Source organism: Marinobacter sp. E2, assembly GCF_055755345.1.
Genome location: NZ_CM146911.1, coordinates 3,482,902 through 3,507,459 on the forward strand (window position 1 = coordinate 3,482,902; position 24,558 = coordinate 3,507,459).

Consider the following 24,558-nt stretch of genomic DNA (forward strand, 5'->3'; position numbering starts at 1 on the left):
ATAAAGAGCCTAAGCCCCCCATGAAGAGTTCGACCTTCACGTCAGCGGATCGGTCTAATGCGACCGATCTCGACCGCCGCAGCTTCCTGAAAACAGGCATTGGCGGTGCCCTGTTCCTCGGCACCGTCAGTGTGACCGCCGGCCTTGGCGGATGTGCCACGCAGCCAGCCGGGCGGCTCGATGCCGTGGGTACCCGGATGGACGCCAGTTACGAATTCCAGTTCCTGACCCGGGACGACATTGTACTGTTCGAGGCCCTGCTGCCGGCCATGGTCGGGCCCGGCCTGCCGGAGCAGCCGCAGGCTCGGAAACGGGCCATTGCCGGAACCATCGAACGGATTGATGCCGGTATTCACAAGTTCGGCCCCGCCAACCAGAAAGAACTGCGCCGGCTGTTCGATCTGCTCAACTTTGCGCCCACCCGGGTGACAGTTGCCCGGGTGTGGTCGAGCTGGCCCAATGTGACCACGGCGGAAGCGGATGCCTTCCTCGAACGCTGGCGCACCAGCGGCATCGGGCTGTTCAACAACGGCTACATTGCGCTGACCAAGATCACCAATGTCGCCTTCTATGGCTATCCCGATTTCTGGCACCTGTCGGGCTACCCCGGCCCTCCCCGGTATGCCGTGAACGCCCTGCCCCAATTTAAAAACGCCTGATCGCCAGCTGATCTGACGGAGCCAAGCATGTCTTTAACCGATCGTATTGCCCAGGGCCTGGCATCAGGCTGGAATGTCACCGACGGCGCCCAACTCACGGAAAACCTGACCGCAGAAGCGGACTTGGTGGTTATTGGCACCGGTGCCGGCGGCGGCACCACCGCCGAGATCCTTGCCCGCAGCGGGTTGTCGGTAATCCTGGTGGAGGAAGGCCGGCTGTATTACCAGAAAGACTTCAAGATGGACGAGCAATCGGCTTATGCCAGCCTGTACCAGGAAGGCATGAGCCGGGTCACTGCCGACGGCGCCATTGCCATCCTGCAGGGCCGGTGCGTGGGCGGATCCACCACGGTGAACTGGACCAGCAGCTTCCGCACGCCAGACCCTACCCTGAACTACTGGGCCGACCATTTTGGCCTGGACGACCTGCGCCCGGCGGCCCTGGCGCCCTGGTTCGCAGGGCGTGAAGAGCGCCACAACATGGCGCCATGGCAAGTGGACCCGAACGTCAACAACGACATCCTGCGCCAGGGCTGCGAGAAGCTCGGCTACAGCTGGAAAATCATCCCGCGCAACGTCAAGGGCTGCTGGAACCTGGGCTACTGCGGCGTCGGCTGCCCGACCAATGCCAAACAGGGCGCATTGCTGACCACCATCCCGGGCGCCCTGGACAACAACGCGCGACTGTTCCACAGCCTGCGGGCTGACCGGCTGGTGATGAAGCAGGACCGGATTGATCACCTGGAAGCCTCGGCCTTCGCCACCGACGGCGTTACGCCGACCGGAATCCGGGTGAACCTGAAAGCCCGGCATTTTGTGGTAGCCGCCAGCGCCATTGGCAGCCCGGGCCTGTTGTTGCGTTCGGATCTTCCGGACCCGCACGGTCGTGTTGGCAAGCGCTCGTTCATCCATCCGGTCAACGCCACCGTTGCCCAGATGCCACAAAAGGTTGAGCCCTATTACGGCGCGCCACAGTCGATCTATTCGGACGAATTCAACTTCCGCAACGGCGTTGACGGACCGGTCGGCTACAAGCTCGAGGTACCGCCACTGCATCCGGGCATGTCCAGCGGTGTCATTCCCGGCCACGGCGAGGCCCAGCTCAGCAACATGGCCGGCCTGCCCCACATGCAGTCGGTCATCGCCCTGCTCCGGGACGGCTTCCACCCCGACAGCCCCGGCGGTACCGTCTCCCTGCGGGACGACGGCAGCCCGGTGCTGGACTACCCGATCACCGACTACCTCTGGACCGGCCTGCGCCAGGCTTTCCATACCATGGCCGAAATCCAGTTCGCCGCGGGCGCCGAAAAAGTCCGCCTGATGCATCTGGATTCCGACTGGTATAGCAGCTGGGCGGAAGCCAAAACCGCCATCGACCAACTCCCCATGGAACCCCACCGGGTGCGCCTGTTCACTGCCCACCAGATGGGCGGCTGTGGCATGGGCAGCGACCCGGCAAGCTCGGTGGTCAACAGCTTCGGCGAACACCACCACGTCGGCAATCTCAGCATCCACGACGCCTCGATCTTCCCCACCAGCATCGGCGCCAACCCGCAATTGTCTGTGTATGCACTGGCAGCGAGAAACAGCACCAGGTTGGCGCAAAGATTGAGCAGGGCTTAAGGGACGCGAGGTAGCCTCGGGGCGGCCACTCCAAAAGTTCGCTCGCGTCGGGGCCGGCTGCTCTGCCGGGAATGTCGAAGGCCATGGATGGACTGAGACAAGCGCACAGGGATGTGCTTGTAGCGGTTCCCGGCAGAGCAGCCGGCCCCGATGCAGGGCACCGAACTCTGACAGCATTCGCCGGGACCCCGGACTACAGCACACCCCCTGATCCTGCTATCCTGTGTTCCTGATTTATAAGGAGCTGTGCATGCCGAAAGTCATCTACCCGGGCACCTTCGACCCCATCACCAACGGCCACACCGACCTCATAGAACGGGCCGGTCGCATGTTCGAGCACATCGTCGTCGCCGTCGCCTACAACCCCAAGAAACAGCCACTGCTGAACCTGGAAGAGCGCTGCGAACTGGTCCGCCAGGCCACCGCGCACATCCCCAACGTCAGCGTGACCGGCTTCAGTAACCTGCTGGCGGATTTTGTCCGGGAACAGGGTGCTACCGTGATCCTCCGGGGCCTGCGCGCCGTCTCCGACTTCGAGTACGAATTCCAGCTGGCCGACATGAACCGCCGCCTGGCCCCGGAAGTCGAGAGCCTGTTCCTGACCCCGGCCAACCACTTGTCCTACATCTCCTCCACCCTCATCCGCGAGATCGCCTCCCTCGGTGGAGACGTCTCGGAATTCGTGGATCCGGCGGTCGCCGCAGCCCTCAAGCAGAAATTCGAAAAGGCCTGAAAAGAAAAAGCCCCGGATCCGGGGCTTTCTGTTCGATGAAGGATGCGTGCTGCTAAAGCAGCGGCGGCAGGGGAATCTCCTCGCCATTCACATCCAGCACAAGATCCTGAAGGGCGGCGTTCATGACCAGACGATCGCCCTGCTGCACCAGCAGCCCCTGCTTGATGAGAGGGGCCAGCTGTAGCTGGATCTCCGGATACTTCTCCACCAGGGCCAGAGGCAGGCTCAGGTTCAGATCGCCGGTCAGACGCTGCATCACCATCAGCATCTCGGCTTTTTCGTCGGCGGTAAGCTCCGGGTGCCGAATCTCTGCGCTGCCGGTTACCTGCCCCTCCGGCGTGGTCACCAGCAACTCGGGAAACCCGAGGCTGAAGCCGGCGGCCGCCAGGTCACGGACCGCCTCATTCACCTGCTGCATGGCACCCATCTGCTGCTCGAACGCCTCTGGTCCGGCCCCGGAGGAGGCCAATGCCGCGCTCTGCAGCTCAGTAAACCCCGTCATCAGGGCATTCCAGGCCTCGACTTCGAGGTCTTCCAGGGCAAACACCAGGCGTTGCGGACCGTAGGTGTCATCGGCCAGGGAGACACCCTCCACCTCGAACGCCACCTGCGAATCCAGACGCTGACCCGAATCACCTGCCTCGGTGCGGCTGCGAACCGAAATGCGATCAAGCGTCACGGGCGGCTCCTGGGCCGCATTGAGGCTCAGGGAGTTGACGGCCATTTCACCCGAACCGGTCCATACCTCGCCGGTGAGGTGGTTCATTGTCTGCTCTACCCGGAGATCGGCCAGCCGCAGATTGATGTCCGGCCCCGTGAGTGCAAGCGCGGGCCAGACCAGCAGGGCATCAGCACTTGAACCGGCGTCGCGGATCTCCACCCGAACCAGGCCGCCGCTGGTTGACAGCGACTCGCCGGTGTCGGCGTCCACCATCTCCATGCTCGGCGCCTCGAACTCCAACACTGCGGTACCCCAGAGCCGGGTTTCCAGCGTCAGCTGCGGTTCCTGATCAGGAAACCACTCCTCGCCGCTCGGAGACCAGCCACCCAGTGGCTCGAAATCCATCAGGCTGCCCGTCACGCCATGGGTAACGTCGGCCTGGAAGTCGAAACGTCGCGACTCACCGGTATCCGGATTGATCACACTGACAGTGCCAGTAACGTCGGAACTCAGGATTCCCCGCTGGTAATCCCCCGTTTCCAGCCGGACAAAAGGCTGGTTGCTGTTTACTTCTTTCGTTGCCTGCTGCCACTGCTGCTGGGTGAGATATCCCACCCCCCAGGGCAAAGCTCCGGCCAGCACCAGCGCACCCGCGCCGGCAATCATCCATTTGGCATTCAAACTGAGTTCTCCGTTGGGGATTGAGGTCAGGGCTTGCTGGTCAATCGTTCAAGCAGGACCAGCTGCGAGGCCATACGCTCCTCGCCCTCGGCTGGCTGGTTCTGGAGGTAGCTGCCGTCGGGCTGCAGCATCCAGGACTGGCAGTTATCGGCCAGATAGGTGTCCAGGTCCTCACGTACCCTGGCCGCCAGGTCGGCGTCGTCAATCGGGAACGCGGTCTCGACACGGCTCAGAAGGTTTCGCTCCATGCCATCGGCGCTGGTGCAGTAGATATCCGGCCGCCCGTTATTGCCGAAGTAATAGACCCGGGTATGCTCCAGGAACCGGCCAATGATGGACCGAACCCGAATGTTCTCGGACAGTCCCGGCACTTCCGGGCGAAGGCAACAGATGCCCCGGACAATCAGATCGATTTTCACCCCCGCCTGGGACGCCTTGTACAGGGCCTTGATCAGTTGCAATTCCGTCAGCGCATTGAACTTGAGGATGATACGGCCTTTTTCGCCAAGACCTGCTTCACGCTCAATCAGGCTGAGCAGGCGCGAATGCAGGGTAAACGGCGAGTGGAACAGCTTCTTGATCTTCAGGGCCTTGCCCATGCCGGTCAGCTGCTGGAACAGCTTGTTGACGTCATCACCGATGGACTCGTCACAGGTCATGAAACTGTAGTCGGTGTACAGACGGGCATTGCCGGCGTGGTAGTTGCCGGTCCCCAGATGCACGTAGCGGCGAAGCCGGCCTTCCTCCCGGCGGACGATCAGGATCATCTTGGCGTGGGTTTTGTAGCCAACCACGCCGTACACGACAATCACCCCCGCCTCCTGCAGGCGGCTGGCCAGCTCCAGGTTCTCGGCCTCACTGAAGCGGGCCCGCAGCTCAATGACCGCCGTTACTTCCTTGCCCCGGCGCGCGGCGTCAGCCAGGGCTTCGACGATCTCGGAATCGGCGCCGGTACGGTACAGGGTCTGACGAATGGCCAGCACCTGGGGATCCTTCGCCGCCTGGCGCAACAGATCCACCACCGGACTAAAGTTCTCGAAGGGATGCAGCAGCAGGATGGGCTGTTTGCGAATGGCGTCGAACATCGACTCCTTGCTGCGAATCTGCTTTGGTATGGAGGGGGAGAAACCCGAATAGGTCAGATCCGGCCGGTCCACCAGGCTGCCTACGGCCATCAGGCGCGTCAGGTTCACCGGGCCGTGGACCTGATACAGATCGCGCTCGGTCAGACCGAATTCCTTTAACAGGAAATGCACCAGTTCCTCGGGGCAGTTGTCGGCGACCTCCAGACGCACACCGTCACCGAAACGCCGGCTGAGCAGCTCGCCACGCAGGGCCGAGGCCAGATCTTCCAGGTCATCCTCAAGCTCGAGGTCGGCGTTGCGGGTCAGGCGGAACTGGTAACAGCCCTTCACTTCCATGCCCGGGAAAAGCTCGTCCGCATGGGCGTGGATCATGGAGGACAGGAACACCAGGTTATCGCCGCCGCTGCACACGTCATCCGGCAGTCTTACCAGGCGGGGCAGCGAGCGCGGTGCCGGCACGATGGCCATGCCGGTTTCCCGGCCGAAGGCATCCTTGCCATCCAGCTCGACGATAAAGTTCAGGCTCTTGTTGACCAGGCGCGGGAACGGGTGCGACGGGTCCAGTCCGATAGGACTGACCACCGGCAGGATTTCCTCCTCGAAATAGGTCCGTACCCACTCGGCCTGTGCCGGCGTCCATTCGCGGCGCCTCACGAAGTGGATATTCTGCTGTTCCATTTCCGGAATCAGCACATTGTTGAGGATGTCGTACTGTTCGCGGATGTATTCGTGGGCCACCCGGCTGATTTCCGACAGCGCCTGCTCCGGCATCATGCCGTCGGCACCGACCGTTTCCCGACCATACTTCATCTGCTGGCGCAGGCCGGCGACCCGGATCTCAAAGAACTCGTCCATATTGCTGCTGAAAATGCAGCAGTAGATCAGGCGATTGATCAGCGGATGGGTGGTATCCAGGGCCTGCTTGAGCACCCGGTAATTGAACTGGAGCTGGCTCAGCTCCCGGTTGAAGTAGTTTTCCGGGGCGTCGAGATTGATCTCTTCGCCCACCGGGGGCACGTCTACCGGTGCCGGAACACTGCGCTCCTCAGTTGCCACCTGTTGCTTCGCCGTTTCCGTCGTCATGATTGCTCGATTCCAGTCAGATCGCCTTCAGTGGCGATACATACATTTCGCTACTTGCCCCGACGATCCCGCAGCAGACGGGCCGCACGCACGGCAAAGTAGGTCAGGATACCGTCGGCACCGGCCCGGCGCATGGCCATCAGGCTTTCCATCATCACCGCATCACCGTCCAGCCATCCGTTCTGGGCAGCCGCCATGTGCATGGCGTATTCGCCGCTGACCTGATACACAAAGGTCGGCACCTGCAGTTCGGTCTTCACCCGGCGCACGATGTCCAGGTACGGCATGCCCGGCTTGATCATCACCATGTCGGCGCCCTCCGCCAGATCCATGGCCACCTCGTGCAAAGCCTCATCGCCGTTGGCCGGATCCATCTGGTAAGTGGCCTTGTTGCCCTTGCCCAGGTTGGCGGCGGAGCCCACGGCATCGCGGAAGGGCCCATAGTAGGCGGAGGCATACTTGGCAGAATAGGCCAGAATGCGGGTGTTCACATGGCCGGCACTTTCCAGCGCCTCCCGGATGGCGGCTACCCGACCGTCCATCATGTCCGACGGCGCCACCACGTCGGCCCCGGCATCCGCGTGCGACAGGGCCTGATTGACCAGGGCCTCGACGGTAACGTCATTGAGCACGTAGCCGTCGTTGTCAATGATGCCGTCCTGGCCGTGGGTGGTGAACGGATCGAGGGCCACGTCGGTAATCACCCCCAACTCCGGGAACTGCTGCTTCAAGGCGCGCACCGCCCGCTGGGCCAGCCCGTCGGAATCCCAGGCACCGGAACCGGAGAGATTCTTCTGCTCCGCCGGTACCACCGGGAACAGGGCAACCGCCGGAATGCCAAGGGCCACCAGCTCGGCAGCCTGCTCCACCAGGAGATCAATACTCAACCGCTCTACCCCCGGCATGGACGGCACCGGCTCTCGCTGGTTTTCCCCTTCCAGCACGAAAACCGGGTAGATGAGATTATCCGCCGTAAGCTGGTTCTCGCGCACCAGCCGCCGGGAAAACTCACTGGCCCGGTTACGGCGCAGACGGGTCGCCGGGAACGCTCGGGGTATCGGATTCGGCACGAACAACCTCCTGAATGGCTGAACAGAAACTCTGATAGAAAGTGGCGGCGCCGCAGTGACGCCCGAGCCCCCATCATACACGGCCACGGGGGCCGGTTGCAGACTCCCGGATCAGGTTAACCGGTGATCATGACCGGATTATTACCGGATGGAATCCAGAGCCTCGGCCCGGACCTGTTCCGTTTCGTTGAAATGGCGCCCACGCAGACGATCAAGCGCTTCCGCCAGTTCCGGTTCGGCCAGCCCCGACGCGAGTATACGATCTCGCTCTGTAGCGTATGCCTGCCAGCGACTGTCCCAGGCTCTCTGCTCCTGCTCTACCCGGGCAAGCCGGTCGGCAGCCTCCGCACCAAAGGCCTGTTCGCGCCAGGCCTGCAGCGCCTTTGGATCATCAGCCAGTGCCTGTCGAGCCTGCTCGTAGTCGGAGAAACGCCGGGTCTGCTCACGGGCCTCGCGCAGCGGCTCAGGCAACAGACGTTCAGCCTCGCGCTGCGCCTCACGCCGCTCAGCGGCCGAGAGGGTGTCGTTGGTCGCGATCCGTCGGAGCTCCAGCTGGAACCGATCGTTGGCTTCCTCATCGGCGAAAAAGGCGTCGACAGTATCCGCATCCAGCCAGGTCCGGCGTAACCCGTGAACCTCGGCCATCCGGCGCTGCATTTCCCCGATGTCATTGGCAGCGGCGCTGCCATAGGCCTGCTCAAGCTCCGAGACCGCCAGCTTGTAATCGAGATAGGCGCCCAGAACCGAGCGGGCCTGTGAACGCGCCGGCTCTGCCAGGGTGCCGAGTGCCGACTCAATGCGCGCCACCAGCTGTGGCAGCGTCTCCTCGCCCAGCGCCGACAGGAAGTACTCGAACAACGCCCTCAGCTCGGCGGTCGGGATGAGATTGCCCAGGCGATCTGTTCGCGCCCAGCCATCAGGCACAGCGGTGCCCCGGAGGGACGCAGGCAGGGTCTCGGGCACCTCGGGAGCCACACTGTCACTGATCAGGGCGGACGGTTTCTTGGGACTGCCCGGCGACACCGCCGGTGGCGCCGGCGCCTCGACCAGTGGCCCAGAGTTTCCGGTAAACTGTTCTGGCGCCGTGTCTTCGGGCGTCAGAAGCAGGCCGAACAGTACAACACCCGCACTGATCACCAGCAGGCCGACGGTCAGCCGGGGCAGGGTTTTCATGGCCACTTTTCGATTCCCGAGCCAGGAATGGGTTGCACCTTGCGGTTTTGGTGGCAAGGCAGAGGAAATAATGCAGGAGGATAAGACAAGGGGGCAAACGATACCGAGACCGGCATCAAAAACAGACCGGGGCACCGGGCCCCGGTCGGTCCTGCGAGCACTCAGAGGGAGCGGTTGTTAAATCCCACTTCCACTTTGCGCGGCGTATCAGAACGAAAAGAGGTATCCACTTCCTGGATTTTGCCGCCCTGGCTCAGGAATGCCTCAATATCGGCCTGCAGCTGGGCGCGCACCCGGGCGCGACCGGCTATGGAATGGTTGTCGTCGTTGTCGCTGGTCCAGCTTCCGGACTGCTCCAGGTTGCTTTCGTCGAATTCACTCATGGTCTTTTCTCCATCAACGAAAACAGAGGGCCGAGTGCTGCACCCCCGCGGGGAAGCCCACTCCGTATCGACGGGACGCCATCGGCGACCACATCTTGGCGTCTTTATAATCCGCTTTTTCTGCCGACGCTATTTAATGGCAATGTCTTTTTTGTAAATTTTTGTAACAAACAATAAACATTTGAATTTGCTCAGCGAATTCTATAATCGTCAGAGCCTGATCGAATTGACACAAAGAATGAATAATGATTCACTACTTATAGGAGCCGGCATGGCCTATCGCGAAACCGAGAAAATGCGCCAGCGCAAGGCACAGGCGCGCAAGCGGATTGTGGACTGTACCTACCAATGCGTTGCGGAGGGCGGTTTCCGGAGCGCACGGATTACCCGGATTGCAGGCCTCGCCGGCGTCGCCACCGGAACCATTTACCGGCATTTCGAGTCCAGAGAAGACCTGTTTGCCGAGATTTTCCGGCTCGCCACCCAGCGGGAGGTGGACAAGGTAGCCGAGGCGCTCGCCACCACTGGCAACGCGAGCGAGCGACTGGAGCGCGCCCTGCGGCAATTTGCCGAGCGCGCACTCAAGGGCCCGATGATGGCCTGGTCGCTGATTGCCGAACCGGTGGATCCAAAAGTGGAAGAGGAGCGACTGGCCTACCGCAAGGCCTACGCCAACCTGTTCGAGACAGCGATCCGGGAGGGCATCGACGAAGGCTGCTTCCCGGATCAGGACGCACGCCAGAGCAGTACCTGCCTGGTGGGCGCCATTGCAGAAAGCCTGGTTGGCCCGCTGTCACCGACACAGGCCCATCAGTCGGCGAGCCCGAAAGACGACAACAATGACCTGCTGGTCAATTCCATCATCCGCTTTTGCATGCAGGGGTTGACTGGCACCAGGAGGTAGCCATGAACGCGCATCAACCCCGAACAGCAACAACAGCTGGCGAGAACGAAGATCGCTACCTGGCCACTACACACGAAGTGCTCAACCAGCCGCCGGCGCTGGAGAATTACAATCTGTTCGAGCAGGACATTGCGCTGCAGGAGGGCACCCTGCGGGAAGGCGCCGGTAGCGCCACCGCAGACCTGAAAGCGTTCGGTGACCTTGCCGGTGCCGCACAGACCATCGAACTGGGCTTCCGCGCCAACGCCAACAAGCCGGTCTTCAACACTCACGACCGGTTCGGGCACCGGATCGACGAGGTGGACTTTCACCCTGCGTATCACGAGCTGATGCGAATCGCCATGGAAAACGGACTGCACAGCAGTCCCTGGACCCATCCAGGCCAGGGCGCCCACGTTGCCCGCGCAGCCAAGTACTACATGCACTCCCAGGTAGAGGCGGCCCATTGCTGCCCGGTGACCATGACCTTTGCCGCCATCCCGTCCATCCGCAAGCAGCCCGAACTGGCAGCCGACTGGGAAGCCCGGATCCTGGCCAACAGCTACGACCCTCGCAACCTTCCGGACAGCCAGAAAAGCTCGGTGACCATCGGCATGGCGATGACCGAGAAACAGGGCGGCAGCGACGTACGTGCCAACAGCACCCGAGCCTACCCGGTGGGCGCCCAGGGCCCGGGCCAGGCCTATGAGCTGGTGGGCCACAAGTGGTTTGTCTCCGCGCCCATGTGCGACGCCTTCCTGGTACTGGCCCAGGCGCCGGGCGGCCTGTCCTGTTTCCTGATGCCCCGCTGGCGTCCGGACGGCAGCAAGAACCCCTGGCAGATCCAGCGCCTGAAGAACAAGATGGGCAATGTCGCCAACGCCTCCAGCGAGGCGGAGCTGCGCGGTGCTCTGGCATGGATGGTGGGCGAGGAAGGCCGCGGCGTGCCCACCATCATCGAAATGGTGGCCATGACCCGATTCGACTGCATGATCGGCAGCTCCGCCGGCATGCGCCAGGCCGTGGCCCAGGCCAGCCACCACTGCCGCCACCGCAGCGCCTTCGGCGCACGCCTGAGCGAGCAGCCCCTGATGCAGAACGTGCTGGCCGACCTGGCCCTGGAAAGCGAAGCGGCGCTGGCCTACACCCTGCGCATTGCCCGCGCCCTGGACAACCAGGACAAAGAACACGAACGCCTGCTGGCGCGCCTGGCCACACCGGTGGGCAAATACTGGATCTGCAAGCGCACCCCGAACCACGCCTATGAGGCCATGGAGTGCATTGGCGGCAGCGGCGTGATGGAAGACTGCATCATGCCCCGACTGTTCCGGGAATCGCCGGTGAACGCCATCTGGGAGGGCAGCGGCAACGTCCAGTGCCTGGATACCCTGCGCGCCCTGCAAAAAGAACCGGACACCCTCGATGCCTTCTTCGCCGAAGCCGCTGAAGCGAAGGGCGCCGACCGTCGCTTCGACCAGTTCCTGGCCCAGCTGCAGCACGACTTCGCCGACATCAGCGATTTCCAGTACCGGGCCCGCAACCTGGTCGACCGCATGGCCCTGGCCCTGCAGGCCTCGCTACTGCTGCGCCATTCCGATGCCGCCGTGGCCGACGCCTTCTGCGCTTCCCGCCTGCAGTCCAATGGCGGCATGAACTTCGGCAATCTGCCCTCAGGCACCAACCCGGCGGCCATTATCAAACGGGCAACGCCTGTAGTAGGCTAGAGTCAACTGAATTCCACAGAGAGATCAGGGAACCGGCGGGGGCGCCCGCTCCAAAACCTTGCGGAGCCATGGATGGCGGAGCAGAGCGTACATGGACGTATTCACAGCGTGTTTTGGAGCGGGCGCCCTCGTCGGTTCCTTCGCCCAAACCTATGTCTGAAGCACTCAGAAAACTTCTCAAAGAAGGCCAAGCGCCCCAGCAGCCCGTGATCACCCCCCACGTGGGCGTACTCACCCTGCACTTCCAGCTCTACGGCTGCGACGACCTGAAAGCCAAACGCAAGGTCTTCACCGCCCTCAAGGCCGTCTGGGGCAAAGAACCCGACCTGGCAGTGGCGGAAACCGCCGATCAGGAGGCCCTGGACTGCGCAACCTGGACCATCGCCGCCCTCGGCACCTCCTCACAGCAGATCACCCAGCGCCTCGACCAAGTTGAAAAAGCCATCGCAGAACGGGTGGATGCTGCCATACTGGACATACATCGGGAAATTCTCTGAGCGATACCGCGCCTCGCCAGCCGGGGTGGGCCGTGTGGCGTAACCTGTCGCCACGCCGTATACTACGCCCCCTCAGGGATGCCAGTGCGCCTGCCCATGGCAGGCGACCAGAAACCAATGCCGGACACCCGTACCGGCCGTATCCGCAGGGCATCCGGAACCGGCCCTTCGGATGACCACTGAACGTGTGTGGCGCCTATGACCGGAAAGAAAAAGTCGGCCCAGGCCTCGGTAGAGGCGATGTATCGCGTGTTTACGGTGCCCGAGGCGCCGGAATCCACGTTGAGCCGGATCGACCAGAACATCTCCCGCAACCTTGCAGGCTTCCTGCAGGAACACATTGTTGCGGTGGAACGGGATCTGTCGGACGTTGAAAAAGACTTTTCCGACTACAACATTCCCGAAAAGCCCGTGTTTGTCTCCGAGCAGGCCCAATTCCTGCTCGACAAGCTGGTGGCCAACTCCGTTCATACCGCCTCACCCGCCTTCATCGGACACATGACCTCGGCGCTGCCCTACTTCATGCTGCCGCTGTCGAAGATCATGATTGCCCTCAACCAGAACCTGGTGAAGACCGAAACCTCCAAGGCGTTTACGCCCATGGAGCGCCAGGTGCTGGGTATGATCCATCGCCTTGTGTACCAGGAAGACGGGGCGTTTTACCGCAAGTGGATGCACGACCCCCGCTATTCCCTGGGCGCCATGTGCTCCGGCGGCACCGTGGCCAACCTCACTGCCCTGTGGGTCGCCCGCAACCGGGCCTTCCCAGCCGAGGGCAGCTTCCGCGGCCTGCACCAGGAAGGCCTGTTCCGGGCGCTGAAATACTACGGTTACGAAGGCGCCGCCATTGTTGTCTCACGCCGTGGCCATTACTCACTGCGCAAGGCAGCGGACGTGCTCGGCCTCGGCCGCGAAGCCCTGGTGCCAGTGGATACCGACGAGGACAACCGCATCCAGACCGATGCCCTGCGCGACAAGTGCCTCGAGCTTCAGCGCCAGAAAATCAAGGTCATGGCCATCTGCGGCGTGGCCGGCACCACCGAAACCGGCAACGTCGACCCGCTGGACGCCATGGCCGATATTGCCCGGGAATTCGGCGCCCACTTCCATGTGGACGCCGCCTGGGGCGGGCCCACCCTGTTCTCCCGCACCTATAAACACCTGCTGCGCGGCATCGAAAAAGCGGATTCGGTCACCTTCGACGCCCACAAACAGCTGTACGTGCCCATGGGCGTTGGCCTGGTGGTGTTCCGCGACCCGAGCCTGGCCAGCGCCGTGGAACACCACGCCCAGTACATCATCCGTAAGGGCTCACGGGACCTGGGCAGCACCACCCTCGAAGGCTCCCGCCCCGGCATGTCCATGTTGATCCACTCGGGTCTGAAAATCCTCGCCCGGGAGGGCTACGAGATCCTGATCGACCAGGGTATCGAGAAAGCGAAAACTTTCGCCGAGATGATCGACGCCGAGGCGGATTTCGAACTGGTGACCAAGCCGGAACTGAATATCCTCACCTACCGTTACTGCCCGGAAGACGTTCAGCAGGCGCTGGCGGTGGCGGACCCGTTGCAGGCAGAAAAGCTCAACACCTGCCTGAACCGCATCACCAAGTTCATCCAGAAAACTCAGCGGGAACGGGGCAAGGCGTTCGTGTCCCGGACCCGCCTGGAGCCGGCCCGTTACTTCAACTTCCCGTGCATCGTGTTCCGGGTGGTCCTGGCCAACCCGCTGACCACCAAAGACATCCTGGCGGACATCTTGGCGGAGCAGAGAGAGCTGTCACGGGATGAGGGTATCGAAGATGAGATGAGCATCCTGCATCAGATGGCGGATGCCGTTCTGAAGCAGCGGGAGCCGAACGTCAGGCAAGCCTGATCAGGCAAGATCCTATAAGCCTGGTCGGCTCGTTCTCGCGGATAACTCGTCGCCAGGGTGAGCCGGGTGGGGGACGTTTCAAAAACTGTGCGGAGCCATGGGTGGCGTTTCTTTCCCAGACCGCAATTGGGCTAGAGCCCTTCCCAAAACACGCTGTGAATACCTCCCTGTACGCTCGGCTCCGCCATCCCTGGCTCCGCACGGTTTTGGGAAGGGCTCTGGCCCAATCGCTCCGAGTTCGGGACCCAATCAGTAAAGCGCCTCTTCATCATCCAGCACGTCGTGGATGATCTCCAGGAACATCTTGTCTGCCTCGCTCCAGTTCTCGGGAATCCGGATATTGGTGCTGGCACTGATCTCCCGGGCAATCAACTCCTCGGCGTTCGGCTGTCCGCGATGCTTGCGGGCGATCTCCATGGATTTTACGGCAATGGTCGGATCGCTCAGCACCTTCTTGATGAAGGTCCTCAGCTCGTCAATCATCTTGGCCTGACGACTCTCTACAGAAGAACTCATACTTCGCTCCACGGACAAATAGGCTCAAGGGGTGAATCACCCCCTGAAGAATAGTATGACCAAACTCGGTTTATACAACCAGCCCGGTCAGATCATCATGCCGCGCAGCGTGTAGAACAGGATCGCGGCCATGATGGCAGAGGCCGGCACGGTAATGATCCAGGCAGCTGCGATGCGTACCAGGTGCGACCGCTTGACCATCTCCTCCCGGTAAATCTTTTTCAGACGCTTGCGCTCGGATTTTGCCAGGGGCACCTGCTTTTTCTTTTTGGCCTGTTTGAGCAGCTTCTCCATCTGCTCGACAGAGGCATTGCGGAAATCATCGAGGAACGGCTTCAGACGTTCCTGCTCGGCAGGATCGTGGTGTTCCATGATCTTGTGCAGCTGGGTCGCGTAATTGGACTTCAGGTACTCCCGCAGGAAACCGACGCCGAACACGCCACCGATGGCAATGTGAGTGGAACTCACCGGCAGGCCCAGCTGAGATGCGAGAATTACGGTCAGGGCCGCCGACAGGGCAATACAGAACGCCCGGGTTTTGTCGAGCTCGGTGATCTCACTGCCCACGGTCTTGATCAGGCGCGGGCCGAACAACATTAGCCCCACCGCCAGACCCAGGGCACCCACCATCATGACCCAGAGCGGGATGCTTGCGGACGTAACCACCGAATCCGCCGCCAGTGCGTCATTGATTGCCGCCAGCGGACCAATGGCGTTGGCCACGTCGTTGGCACCGTGAGCGAAGCTGAGCAGCGCCGCGGCAAAAATGAGGGGCCAGGTGAACAGGCTGTTCACACCCGCAGAGCTGTTTTCCATGGTGGCGGCCTTGCGGCCCACCAGGGTGCGCATGGCGAAGAAAACCAGGGCAGCAGCGGCAAGACCAATCAGGGTGGCTTCCATGAAATCGACCTTCACTACCTTTTTTACACCCTTCACCATCAGGTAGGTACCAAAGGCCCAGGCCATGATAGCCACCAGCCAGGGCACAAAGGTACGGGCCGCCGGTATCACGTCCTTACGGTACAGCACCGATTTTTTGATCAGATACAGGAACAGGGCCGCCAGGGCACCGCCGAGCACCGGGGAGATCACCCAGCTGGCAGCAATCTTGCCCATCACCGCCCAGTCGGCGATTCCCCAGCCTCCGGCCGCAATGCCAGCGCCCAGCACACCACCCACGATGGAGTGCGTAGTGGAAACTGGCGCGCCCATCCAGGTGGCCAGGTTCAGCCAGAGGGCACCGGCAAGGAGGGCAGCCGTCATCAGCCAGACGAACGCCCGACTGTCACCGAGGCTGGAGGGATCAATGATGCCGCCCTTGATGGTGGAAACCACGTCGCCACCGGCGATCAGGGCGCCGCCGGCTTCGAAGATTGCCGCCAGGATCACCGCAGCACCCAGCGACAATGCGCCCGAGCCTACGGCCGGTCCGACGTTGTTGGCTACGTCATTGGCCCCGATGTTGATGGCCATGTAACCGCCAATGACCGCTGCCGCCATCAGCAGCATGGCGTTGGGCATTCCCTGGCTGAATGCTCCGACAGTCAGCCAGATTCCCAGCAGGAAAAGCAGGCTGATGCCGACCCTGTATCGTTCCGTGGCAGGGCTGGTAAGAAGGGTATCCAGGAGTCCGCTCGAACGGGCCATAGCAGATGAGGTCTCGTGTGTCGGTGGATTGTCGATGATCTGTGACTTGTGGATCGCAGCCTCTGCCGCGCGCAAACTATAAAATTTTTGACACGAAATTGAAATAAAATGGCCATGTTTGAAACAGGGTAAACAAATCACAGACGGCACCGCAAAAATTCTCTAACGTGTCTCCAGCCACTCCCAGCTGCGCCAACAACGACAACAACACCGAAGGCCACCATGCCCAAATTCACGACCCCAGGCCCGCTCTCGGCGAGCGAACGGGAAGACGCGCAGGTATCGCGTCTACTGACCTGGCTCTCGGCCAGTGCCATAGCCATGCTCGCAGGCATTGGCGCCAAGGCCTGGTTCGCCAGTCACACCACCCATGCGTGGGTGCTCTGGTCGTTCATTGGGCTCATTGCGCTGAACATGGCGCATTTCGCCCGTACCGGCAATCAGGCTCGACAGAAGGCCGGACTCATCGTGGTGGTGGGGCTGCTGTTCGCCTATCTGATCGCATCCGGGGGCGAAAGCAATACCGGTCCGCTGTGGTTCTATGTGTTTCCACCGCTGCTGTTCTACCTGACCGACCTGAAGACCGGCACGGCTGTCCTGCTGTTCTGTTATCTGGTCGCGGTGGTGGCCTTCCAGTTTCCCGGCCTGCCCCTGGTGACGGCCGAGTACAGCACCGACTTCAAGATCCGGTTCTTCTCTACCCTGACCTTCGAGTCGATTTTCTGCTTCGTTCTGGAGGCCAGCCGCCTGAAGGCCCGCCATGAACTTCTGACCCTCGCTGAAACCCACGAACGGGCAGCCCGTACCGACGAACTGACCGGCCTGGCCAACCGTCGGGATATGCACAACCGCCTGGCTGGAGAGTTCTCCCGCTATCAGCGGTCCGGCCATCACTTTTCCATTGCCCTGATCGATCTTGACCTGTTCAAGAAAATCAACGATCGGTACGGACATGACGCAGGCGACCAGGTGCTTCGCGAGTTTTCAGCGCTGATGCAGACCGTGATCCGCCAGACCGATGTGGCCGGTCGCTGGGGTGGTGAGGAGTTCCTGATACTGCTGCCCGACACGTCCTTGCTGCAGGCCTTGACCCTGGCCGAAAGGTTACGCTCGGAAGTGGCCCGACACCCCTTCCGGTTCGGGGAACAGGCGCTGCCGGTGACCATCAGCGCCGGTGTCTGCTCCATCGCCAAAGCCGGCTCACTCGATGATCTTCTCAAACAGGCCGATCTGAACCTCTATGCTGCCAAGGAAGCCGGCCGGAACCGGATAGCGCCCCGGGTGCGCACGCAGGAAGAAGAGGGGGCTTCCCCCTCGCCTTGAGGGCGCCCGCCCTGATCGCTATGATCACCTCCGGGCCCGGCATCCGGGCATCAACGACATTTTCTCAGATTGCGGGAGACCCATGGCACAGATCCGGATACTGGTGGGAAGCGTCTACGGTGGCGCACTCCTGACCGCCAGGGCAATCAAGAAATCGCTGGAACCCGAGGGACACAAGGTAACGGTTCTGGAAAACCCGGAACTGGAGGACATCACCAGCAACGGGGATGCGCTTCTGGTGTGCACGTCCACCACCGGCCAGGGCGAGCTCCCCGCCAACCTGCTGCCCTTCTACCTCGCCCTGCGTGAACAGCTGCCGCAACAGCCCGGGCGGCCCTTCGGTGTAATCGTGCTCGGCGACAGCTCCTATGGGGACACCTTCTGCGGCGCCGGCGACCTGATGGAAGAGGCCCTCTACGAAACCGCCGCCCGAAAGGTCGGGGAGACCCTGCGCATCGACGCCCTGGAGACGCTGGAGCCGGAAACCGAGGCTCTGCCCTGGGTCAGGGCCTGGCTCGAACAGGTGTGAACCGCTTTACACGGATCTGCCGGGAAAAGTTACCAGTGTTGGCCCCTGGATGACTTGAGCCGTTAACGGCGACACGCCATACTCGGGTCAACAACGACAACAAAACGGTTTAACGTGGCACCCAACAACTGGCTCCGGTTTTTCACAGCGCTCTCGCTGCTGGTGGTTCTGGCTGTCCCCGTCCAAGGGGCGGAAACCTCTTACGTACCGCCCATCGAGTACCTGCGCATTGCCCCGGATACCAACCTTACCGTCGACGAAGCGCTGTCGTCCGACCACTGGCAGTCACTCGCAGATTCAAGCCCGAACTTCGGCTACATCAACGACACCATCTGGCTGCGTTTTCCAGTCAGCCAGCCGGCAACCATCAACCTGCTGGAAGTCCGTTACTCCCAGCTCGACCACATTTCATTCTTCCTGATAGAAAACGGCCGGGTTGCCAAACGTGTCGAAACCGGTGATTTCCAGCCCTTTGCCGAGCGGCCCATCCGCCATCGGCACTTCCTGTTTCCCTTCGAGCAGAGCATCGCCAGCGACTACCAGATCCTGCTCAGGGTCGATACCCGGGGCGCCATGCAGATTCCAGTGCGGCTCTGGAACGACCAGGCGTTCTTCGAGCACACCAATGCCGAAGACCAGATGCATGCGGTGTACTACGGCATCCTGATCACAGTGATCTTCTTCAATCTGTTCATCTTTTCCGCCCTGAGGGAGCCGGTGTACCTGCTCTACGTGCTGTCCACCCTGGGCTACCTGGTGCTGGTGAGCAGCCTCAACGGCACCGCCTTTCAGTTCCTGTGGCCCACCAGTCCCGCCCTGCAGAACCAGATCATGCTGCTGTCGGTGCCCCTGGCGGTACTCTTCACCCTGCTGTTCTCCCGGTCGTTCCTCAAACTGCCCCGGACCGGGCCACTGCTCAACCGGTTGGTGATGCTTGCCATCACACTGAACGCGTCCGTGGCACTGATGACGTTTTTCCTGGACTACAGTACCGGCAGCCGCCTGACCGTCGCCCTGGCGATTCCCAGCACCCTGCTTTTAACGGTGCTGGGACCGCTGCAGTGGTGGAAGGGCAATCCCCAGGCCGGCTACTACACGATTGCCTGGGCCGCTCTGACCCTTGGCAGTGCCATTACCGCAGCCAACAAATACGGGCTGTTACCCAACAACTTCATTACCAGCTACGGCATGCAGATCGGTTCGGCGCTGGAGGCCATACTGCTCACTCTCGCCCTGGCCGCGCGCCTCTACCAGGAGCGCCAGGACAAGGTCGAAGCCAGGGAGGCCGAGCTCAATGCCATGGCGGCCAGGCGCTCGGCGGAGCTGAAACTGATGGATCATGCCCTGCACAATCCGCTGACCGGGCTGCCCAATCGCAGCAGCTACGAAATGATGCTGAACGACCTGATGATGCGCAGCCCGGAACGGCGCTACGCCATTGCCATCATCCACCTCAATAACCTGCAGTCGGTCACCAAGACCCTGGGCCACCGCAACAGCGACCGCATCCTGGAACTGGCCAGCAAGCACTACAACGCCGTGGCCCGGGAACTGCCCGGCGCGCTGCCGGTGGAGCAGAGCGATGCCCGTAATTTCTTCATGGCCTCCCTGGACCCGCAGACCTTTGCGTTCATCGTGGATGCGGACATCACCAGCGCTGCCCCGAGGGCCATCCTCAAGTGCCTCGAAGGCATTCGCTACCCGATTGATTACCTGGGTATGCAGATCCCCCTGGACCCCAGGCTGGGGGTTGCCATCTTCCCGGAGCACGGCACGGACGCCAACACCCTGATCCGGCGTGCAGTGATCGCCGAGGGATCCGAGGCCGCCAGAGAGCGGGGCATCGCCTATTACAAGCCCACCCGGGATTCCTACAGCGCCGACCGACTGACCCTGGTGTCAGAGCTCCGGCACGCCCTCAGCAACGACGAACTGGCCCTGTTCATGCAGCCCAAACAGAGCCTGAAAACCAATCGGATTGTGGGCGTGGAAGTTCTGATCCGCTGGCCGGGGCGGGCCACGCCGATCCGGCCCGATGAGATTATCCAGCTGGCCGAGCAGACGGGGCTGATCAAGCCGTTGACGCGCTGGGTGCTGGAGCAGTCCCTGGCACTGCGTTCCCGGTTGCTGGAGCATGGCTGGCCGCTGAACATATCGATCAACATTTCCCCGAATAACCTGCGGGAGCCGGACTTCCCCATTTTTGTCCAGCGGCTCATGAACAGCCACTACAGCCACCGGGGAAGCATCATCTTCGAAGTGACCGAAACCTCCATGATGCAGGACCCGGAAAACTCGCTGAAAGCGCTCAATTCGCTGAACACGACCGGCATTCCGGTGTCCATCGATGATTTCGGCTCGGGCTACTCGTCACTGTCCTACATCAAGCAGCTGCCGGCCAGCGAGGTAAAGATCGACCGGTCACTGGTGACCGACCTCGCCACCGAGGCCGAGGACCGCGTGATTGTGCAGACCACCATCGACATGTGCCAGAGCCTCGGCTACCACGTGGTGGCGGAGGGTGTGGAAGACCAGGAAACCGCCGATCTGCTGAGGGACATGGGCTGCGACATGATCCAGGGTTACCTGCTGACCCCGCCGCTGCCCTTTGATGAGCTGCTGGAGTGGCTGGCCAACAGCGACCTGCAGGTCCAGCGCAAGCTCGGGTAGTCAGACCCGACGGCAATCAGCGCTGGCGAATCAGCGCTTCCTGCGTGGTCGAGGCCACCAGCACGCCATCCTGATTGAAGAAGTTACCCCGGTTGAAGCCCCGGCCTCCGGAAGCGCTCGGGCTGTCCTTGTCGTACAGCAGCCACTCGTCCATCCGGAAATCCCGGTGAAACCAGATCGCATGGTCCAGGCTGGCGACCTGGAGATTCTTGCTCATGAAGGTGACGCCGTGGGGGTTCAGTGACGTGCCCAGAAACTGGAAGTCGGAGGCGTAGGTCAACAGGCACCGGTGCAGCACCGGGTCGTCCGGCAGAGGGCCCTGGGCCCGGAACCAGCTCTGCTTGTGGGGCGGACGTTTTTCCGGCTTCAGCGGGTTAACCGGATCCACCGGGCGAATCTCGATCGGCCGCTCCCGCTTCAGGTTGGCGCGCATGCGCTCGGGCACCTTGTCACCCAGGGTGTCCGACAGGATACGCCCCCACTCCTCCTCGGAACGCAGGGTGTCCGGGGCCGGTGCCGAGGGCATGCTTAGCTGATGTTCGAAGCCGGCCTCTTCAACCTGAAACGACATGGACCCGGTCAGAATCTCCTTGCCATCCTGTCGGGCAATCACCCGACGCACGGAAAAACTGCCGCCGTCACGAACCCGCTGGACCTCGTAGTCGATGGGCATGCTGTGGTTGCCCGGGCGCAGGAAATAAGCATGCAGGGAATGGCACAGGCGACCCTGCACGGTGCGGCTGGCAGCCATCAACGCCTGGCCGAGCACCTGCCCGCCAAAGACATTGGGAAAGCCCAGATCCTCGCTGTCACCCTGGAAGTGGTCGTCGCCGATGGGCACCAGGTCCAGCAATTCCACCAGCTTCTTGGTTACTTCAAGCATGCCTGCTCCTGTGATTTAGTTAGCACACGACAGAGTTTCTACCGCAAGCGCGGCAAATTGGCAATCGCAAACATCAAATCGGGCGCCCGCCAGCGGCCCCTGCCACCGGCGGGCATCAGGGGTCAGGTCAGCTGTGGATGGGCGGGACTTCCCGGGACAGGGTCTGCTTCTCGACCGCAAAGCGGCCAGTGACGGCAAACCCCAGGGTGGCGCCGTCCGGCGCCTTGAACAAGGCCTTTACGTGGGTGCCGTCCTGCTCCACCTCCCAGTCGCCCTCGGCCCCGGAAGGCGGCGGACATACCGCGGTCGGACAACAGGGCGTCTTGATCATCACCGGCATGGTGCCGTAGCTGACTTCGGTGCGCTCGCCGGTGAGGGTTTTCGCCAGCGCCCGGGCGCACGCCATCAACGGCAGCACATACAGCAGCACATGGCCATCCACCTCGGCGCAGTCCCCGAGGGCATAGACATCCGGCGCCGATGTCTCCAGCGCCCGATTCACCACAATGCCCCGCTCCGTGGCCAGGCCAGCGGCGTTCGCCAGTTCGGTGCGGGGGCGCAGGCCCACGGCGGACAACACCAGGTCGGCCTCGATCACCTCGCCGTTGGCAAGCGTGAGACTGACGCCGTCGCCCTTGCGGTCGATCCGGTCCACCACCGTACCCAGATGGAACCGGACACCCAGCGCTTCCAGCTCCTGCTGGACGGCGTTCGCTGCCACCTCCGGCAACAGGCCCGGCATCACCACCTCAGAGGGGGCAATCACCTCCACCTCGTAGTCGCCATTGCGCAGATCATTGGCAAACTCACAGCCAATCAGGCCGGCGCCCATGATGGCGATGCGCCGTCCCTGGCCCAGGGCCTTGCGGAAGGCACGATAGTCCATCAGATCGTTGATCGAGAACACATGCTCCTGGCCATCCCCGGCCAGATCGAGGCGAATCACATCCGCACCCCACGCCAGTATCAGCTTGCTGTAGCGCACGCACTCATCACCCAAATGAAGCTCGTGGGCGCCGGTATCGATACCGGTAACCGTGGCAAAGGTGCGGATTTCCAGGTTGAGCTGTTCGGCCATGGCCTCGGTGCTTCCCTGGGCCAGGCCTTCGGCGTCCTTGCCCTTGGTAAAGCCGGTGGACAGCATCGGCTTGGAATAGCTGACGCCATCATCGGCGGTCAGCATCAGCACCGGCACCTCCTTGTCGAGCTTGCGAATCTCACGCGCCAATGAATAGCCGGAAAGACCGGTACCAACGATCACGATCGGGGCCTGATCAGTCATTCACATACTCCTGTTGAGGTTCCAGGCCGGTCTCAGCCGATTTCAATCATCTCGAAGTCTTCCTTGCCAACGCCGCAGTCCGGGCACACCCAGTCCTCGGGCACATCTTCCCATTTGGTGCCTGGCTCAATGCCATCCTCGGGCCAACCTTCGGCTTCGTCATAAATCAGGCCGCATACAACGCACTGCCACTTTTTCATACCATCTCTCCCATTGTGAATCGGGGCAATATTAATTGTCCGACAATATTGCACGCAAGTCGTTTGTCCCGCGAACAGATACGAACAGCATTCAATTCGGGCCATCATACCCATCGGTCCGACATTGACCAATGCCAGTGCCGACGGCCGGCCCCGGGTTTTTCTGCCAATAGCCACAAATACAGACGCCCGGGACAACCTCGCCCCTCCCTTCCGACGCCCCTCTTCGGTATAATCGCCGGTTTTACGACAGGACCGACCGATATGACCGATACCGTCGCCGAAATGAACCAGGTAATGGCCGAAGCGGACTGCCTGGTCACTGAAGAACAGGTGCACGCCGCCATTGCCACCCTGGCCGACGATATTACCCAACGCCTGAGCGACAGCAATCCTCTGTTGTTTTGCGTGATGAACGGCGGGCTGATCCTGACCGGGCAACTGCTGACCCGGCTGCGGTTTCCGGTTCAGGCAGAGTACCTGCATGCCACCCGCTACCGGCAGGAAACCACCGGCGGCATCCTGGAGTGGAAGCTACAGCCGGAAGCCGACATGAACGGCCGCACCGTGCTCATTGTCGACGACATTCTGGACGAAGGCACCACGCTCTGCGCCATAGCCGATTACTGCCGTGCCCATGGCGCCCGCGAGGTCCTCACAGCCGTGCTGGTCGACAAACAGCACGACCGCAAGGCCCGGCCCAACCTGAAGGCGGACTTCACGGGCCTGGAGGTGGAAGACCGGTTCCTGTTCGGCTTCGGCATGGACTACAAGGGATACTGGCGCAACGCTCCCGGCATCTATGCGGTCAAGGGACTCTGACATCAATCACCGCCCCAACATCCCGCCTACGGACTGGTATCGTTCGCTGACGGCCGCGGGCCTCCGGGAGCCGGCCGTACACGGCCCGGCCCGGCACTGGCTGCAGGTTGAAGGCTCGTTTACGAAGGCCCTCCAGAAACGGTGCGCGCAATCGTTCCACGTTGAAGTGCGCCAGGAGGGGTTCGCCACCCCCACCCGTGAAGAGGCCCTACGGCTCACCATCCCGCACCGCCAGTACGCCTGGATCCGGGAGGTGACCCTGTGCGGCGACGGCGAGCCCTGGGTGCTCGCGCGCACCGTGATTCCCCTGGACTGCCTGGAAGGCGAAGGCCGCCGTCTCCTGCATCTCGGCAACCGGCCCCTCGGAGCCTATCTGTTCAGCAGCCCCCACTGGCAGCGGGGCCCCCTGGAAACCGGGCTCTGCCAGCCGGAAAGCCCCAGCCAGCCCCGACTCGCCCGCCGTTCCCTGTTCACCGGACACAACAGCGCACTGCTGGTCGGCGAATACCTGTTGCCGGCCCTGCTTGGCCCCGCCGCGCTTTAACCGGCCACTGGC

General features: G+C 62.1%; 22 protein-coding genes. 12 read left to right on the forward strand and 10 right to left on the reverse strand.

The window, feature by feature from the left end:
- Positions 1–20 precede the first annotated feature (20 nt).
- From AC0J1C_RS15945 to coaD, 3 genes are all read left to right on the forward strand, one after another.
- The gene (locus AC0J1C_RS15945; RefSeq protein ID WP_473044770.1) at positions 21–659 is read left to right on the forward strand and encodes a hypothetical protein; all 639 of its coding nucleotides are present in this window, start codon (positions 21–23) and stop codon (positions 657–659) included.
- A gap of 27 nt (positions 660–686) precedes the next feature.
- Positions 687–2,282 carry a GMC family oxidoreductase N-terminal domain-containing protein gene (locus AC0J1C_RS15950; RefSeq protein WP_473044772.1) on the forward strand — a complete coding sequence of 532 codons (1,596 nt, stop codon included), beginning with the start codon at positions 687–689 and terminating at the stop codon, positions 2,280–2,282.
- A gap of 250 nt (positions 2,283–2,532) precedes the next feature.
- Positions 2,533–3,015: a pantetheine-phosphate adenylyltransferase gene (gene coaD / locus AC0J1C_RS15955; protein ID WP_473044773.1), complete on the forward strand. Its 483-nt coding sequence runs from the start codon at positions 2,533–2,535 to the stop codon at positions 3,013–3,015.
- A 52-nt stretch (positions 3,016–3,067) separates the two neighbouring features.
- Here the strand turns inward: coaD and AC0J1C_RS15960 are convergent, their stop codons facing one another.
- The 5 genes from AC0J1C_RS15960 to AC0J1C_RS15980 form a co-directional block, all read right to left on the reverse strand.
- Positions 3,068–4,357, reverse strand: a complete 1,290-nt coding sequence (locus AC0J1C_RS15960; protein WP_473044774.1) for a DUF945 family protein — start codon at positions 4,355–4,357, stop codon at positions 3,068–3,070.
- Between the two features lie 26 nt (positions 4,358–4,383).
- On the reverse strand, positions 4,384–6,525 hold the full coding sequence (gene ppk1, locus AC0J1C_RS15965) for a polyphosphate kinase 1 (RefSeq protein WP_473044775.1): 2,142 nt from the start codon (positions 6,523–6,525) through the stop codon (positions 4,384–4,386).
- 50 nt (positions 6,526–6,575) lie between these two features.
- Positions 6,576–7,595, reverse strand: coding sequence for a porphobilinogen synthase (gene hemB / locus AC0J1C_RS15970; RefSeq protein WP_473044776.1), 1,020 nt, complete (start codon positions 7,593–7,595; stop codon positions 6,576–6,578).
- 141 nt (positions 7,596–7,736) lie between these two features.
- Positions 7,737–8,768: a lipase secretion chaperone gene (locus tag AC0J1C_RS15975; RefSeq protein ID WP_473046572.1), complete on the reverse strand. Its 1,032-nt coding sequence runs from the start codon at positions 8,766–8,768 to the stop codon at positions 7,737–7,739.
- 161 nt (positions 8,769–8,929) lie between these two features.
- Complete coding sequence (locus tag AC0J1C_RS15980; RefSeq protein WP_091988402.1) at positions 8,930–9,151, reverse strand: hypothetical protein; 222 nt, start codon at positions 9,149–9,151, stop codon at positions 8,930–8,932.
- A gap of 271 nt (positions 9,152–9,422) precedes the next feature.
- On the opposite strand from AC0J1C_RS15980, the gene AC0J1C_RS15985 reads away from it, so the two are divergent.
- From AC0J1C_RS15985 to panP, 4 genes are all read left to right on the forward strand, one after another.
- On the forward strand, positions 9,423–10,055 hold the full coding sequence (locus tag AC0J1C_RS15985; RefSeq protein ID WP_473044777.1) for a TetR/AcrR family transcriptional regulator: 633 nt from the start codon (positions 9,423–9,425) through the stop codon (positions 10,053–10,055).
- 2 nt (positions 10,056–10,057) lie between these two features.
- A complete protein-coding gene (locus AC0J1C_RS15990; protein WP_473044778.1) occupies positions 10,058–11,758 on the forward strand; it encodes an isovaleryl-CoA dehydrogenase in 1,701 nt (566 codons plus the stop codon).
- A gap of 152 nt (positions 11,759–11,910) precedes the next feature.
- Entirely contained in the window at positions 11,911–12,255 is a 345-nt protein-coding gene (locus AC0J1C_RS15995; protein WP_091988413.1) for a DUF503 domain-containing protein, read from the forward strand.
- Positions 12,256–12,453: 198 nt separating this feature from the next.
- Positions 12,454–14,130: a pyridoxal-dependent aspartate 1-decarboxylase PanP gene (panP, locus tag AC0J1C_RS16000; protein WP_473044780.1), complete on the forward strand. Its 1,677-nt coding sequence runs from the start codon at positions 12,454–12,456 to the stop codon at positions 14,128–14,130.
- Positions 14,131–14,379: 249 nt separating this feature from the next.
- Here panP and AC0J1C_RS16005 read toward each other — a convergent pair whose 3' ends face one another.
- Together AC0J1C_RS16005 and AC0J1C_RS16010 are read right to left on the reverse strand one after the other, a co-directional pair.
- Complete coding sequence (locus AC0J1C_RS16005) at positions 14,380–14,646, reverse strand: hypothetical protein (RefSeq protein WP_091988419.1); 267 nt, start codon at positions 14,644–14,646, stop codon at positions 14,380–14,382.
- An 87-nt stretch (positions 14,647–14,733) separates the two neighbouring features.
- Positions 14,734–16,293, reverse strand: a complete 1,560-nt coding sequence (locus tag AC0J1C_RS16010; RefSeq protein WP_473044782.1) for an inorganic phosphate transporter — start codon at positions 16,291–16,293, stop codon at positions 14,734–14,736.
- 222 nt (positions 16,294–16,515) lie between these two features.
- Between AC0J1C_RS16010 and AC0J1C_RS16015 the strand changes: the two genes are divergently transcribed.
- The 3 genes from AC0J1C_RS16015 (at position 16,516) to AC0J1C_RS16025 (ending at position 20,815) form a co-directional block, all read left to right on the forward strand.
- Positions 16,516–17,616 carry a GGDEF domain-containing protein gene (locus tag AC0J1C_RS16015; RefSeq protein ID WP_473044783.1) on the forward strand — a complete coding sequence of 367 codons (1,101 nt, stop codon included), beginning with the start codon at positions 16,516–16,518 and terminating at the stop codon, positions 17,614–17,616.
- 82 nt (positions 17,617–17,698) lie between these two features.
- Positions 17,699–18,145: a flavodoxin gene (locus tag AC0J1C_RS16020; RefSeq protein WP_375193293.1), complete on the forward strand. Its 447-nt coding sequence runs from the start codon at positions 17,699–17,701 to the stop codon at positions 18,143–18,145.
- A 114-nt stretch (positions 18,146–18,259) separates the two neighbouring features.
- Positions 18,260–20,815 (forward strand): EAL domain-containing protein, encoded by a 2,556-nt coding sequence (locus AC0J1C_RS16025; protein WP_473044784.1) that lies wholly within the window; start codon positions 18,260–18,262, stop codon positions 20,813–20,815.
- Positions 20,816–20,831: 16 nt separating this feature from the next.
- Here the strand turns inward: AC0J1C_RS16025 and tesB are convergent, their stop codons facing one another.
- The 3 genes from tesB to AC0J1C_RS16040 all read right to left on the reverse strand — a co-directional run bounded on the left by tesB (position 20,832) and on the right by AC0J1C_RS16040 (position 23,180).
- On the reverse strand, positions 20,832–21,698 hold the full coding sequence (gene tesB / locus AC0J1C_RS16030; protein ID WP_473044785.1) for an acyl-CoA thioesterase II: 867 nt from the start codon (positions 21,696–21,698) through the stop codon (positions 20,832–20,834).
- Between the two features lie 127 nt (positions 21,699–21,825).
- Positions 21,826–22,980, reverse strand: coding sequence for an NAD(P)/FAD-dependent oxidoreductase (locus tag AC0J1C_RS16035; protein ID WP_473044786.1), 1,155 nt, complete (start codon positions 22,978–22,980; stop codon positions 21,826–21,828).
- Positions 22,981–23,012: 32 nt separating this feature from the next.
- The gene (locus tag AC0J1C_RS16040) at positions 23,013–23,180 is read right to left on the reverse strand and encodes a rubredoxin (protein WP_008173532.1); all 168 of its coding nucleotides are present in this window, start codon (positions 23,178–23,180) and stop codon (positions 23,013–23,015) included.
- 264 nt (positions 23,181–23,444) lie between these two features.
- Here AC0J1C_RS16040 and AC0J1C_RS16045 point away from each other — a divergent pair, with 264 nt between their 5' ends.
- Entirely contained in the window at positions 23,445–24,002 is a 558-nt protein-coding gene (locus AC0J1C_RS16045; RefSeq protein ID WP_091988438.1) for a hypoxanthine-guanine phosphoribosyltransferase, read from the forward strand.
- Entirely contained in the window at positions 23,983–24,546 is a 564-nt protein-coding gene (locus tag AC0J1C_RS16050; RefSeq protein ID WP_473044787.1) for a chorismate--pyruvate lyase family protein, read from the forward strand. The genes AC0J1C_RS16045 and AC0J1C_RS16050 overlap by 20 nt, the downstream gene beginning before the upstream one ends.
- Positions 24,547–24,558 lie beyond the last annotated feature (12 nt).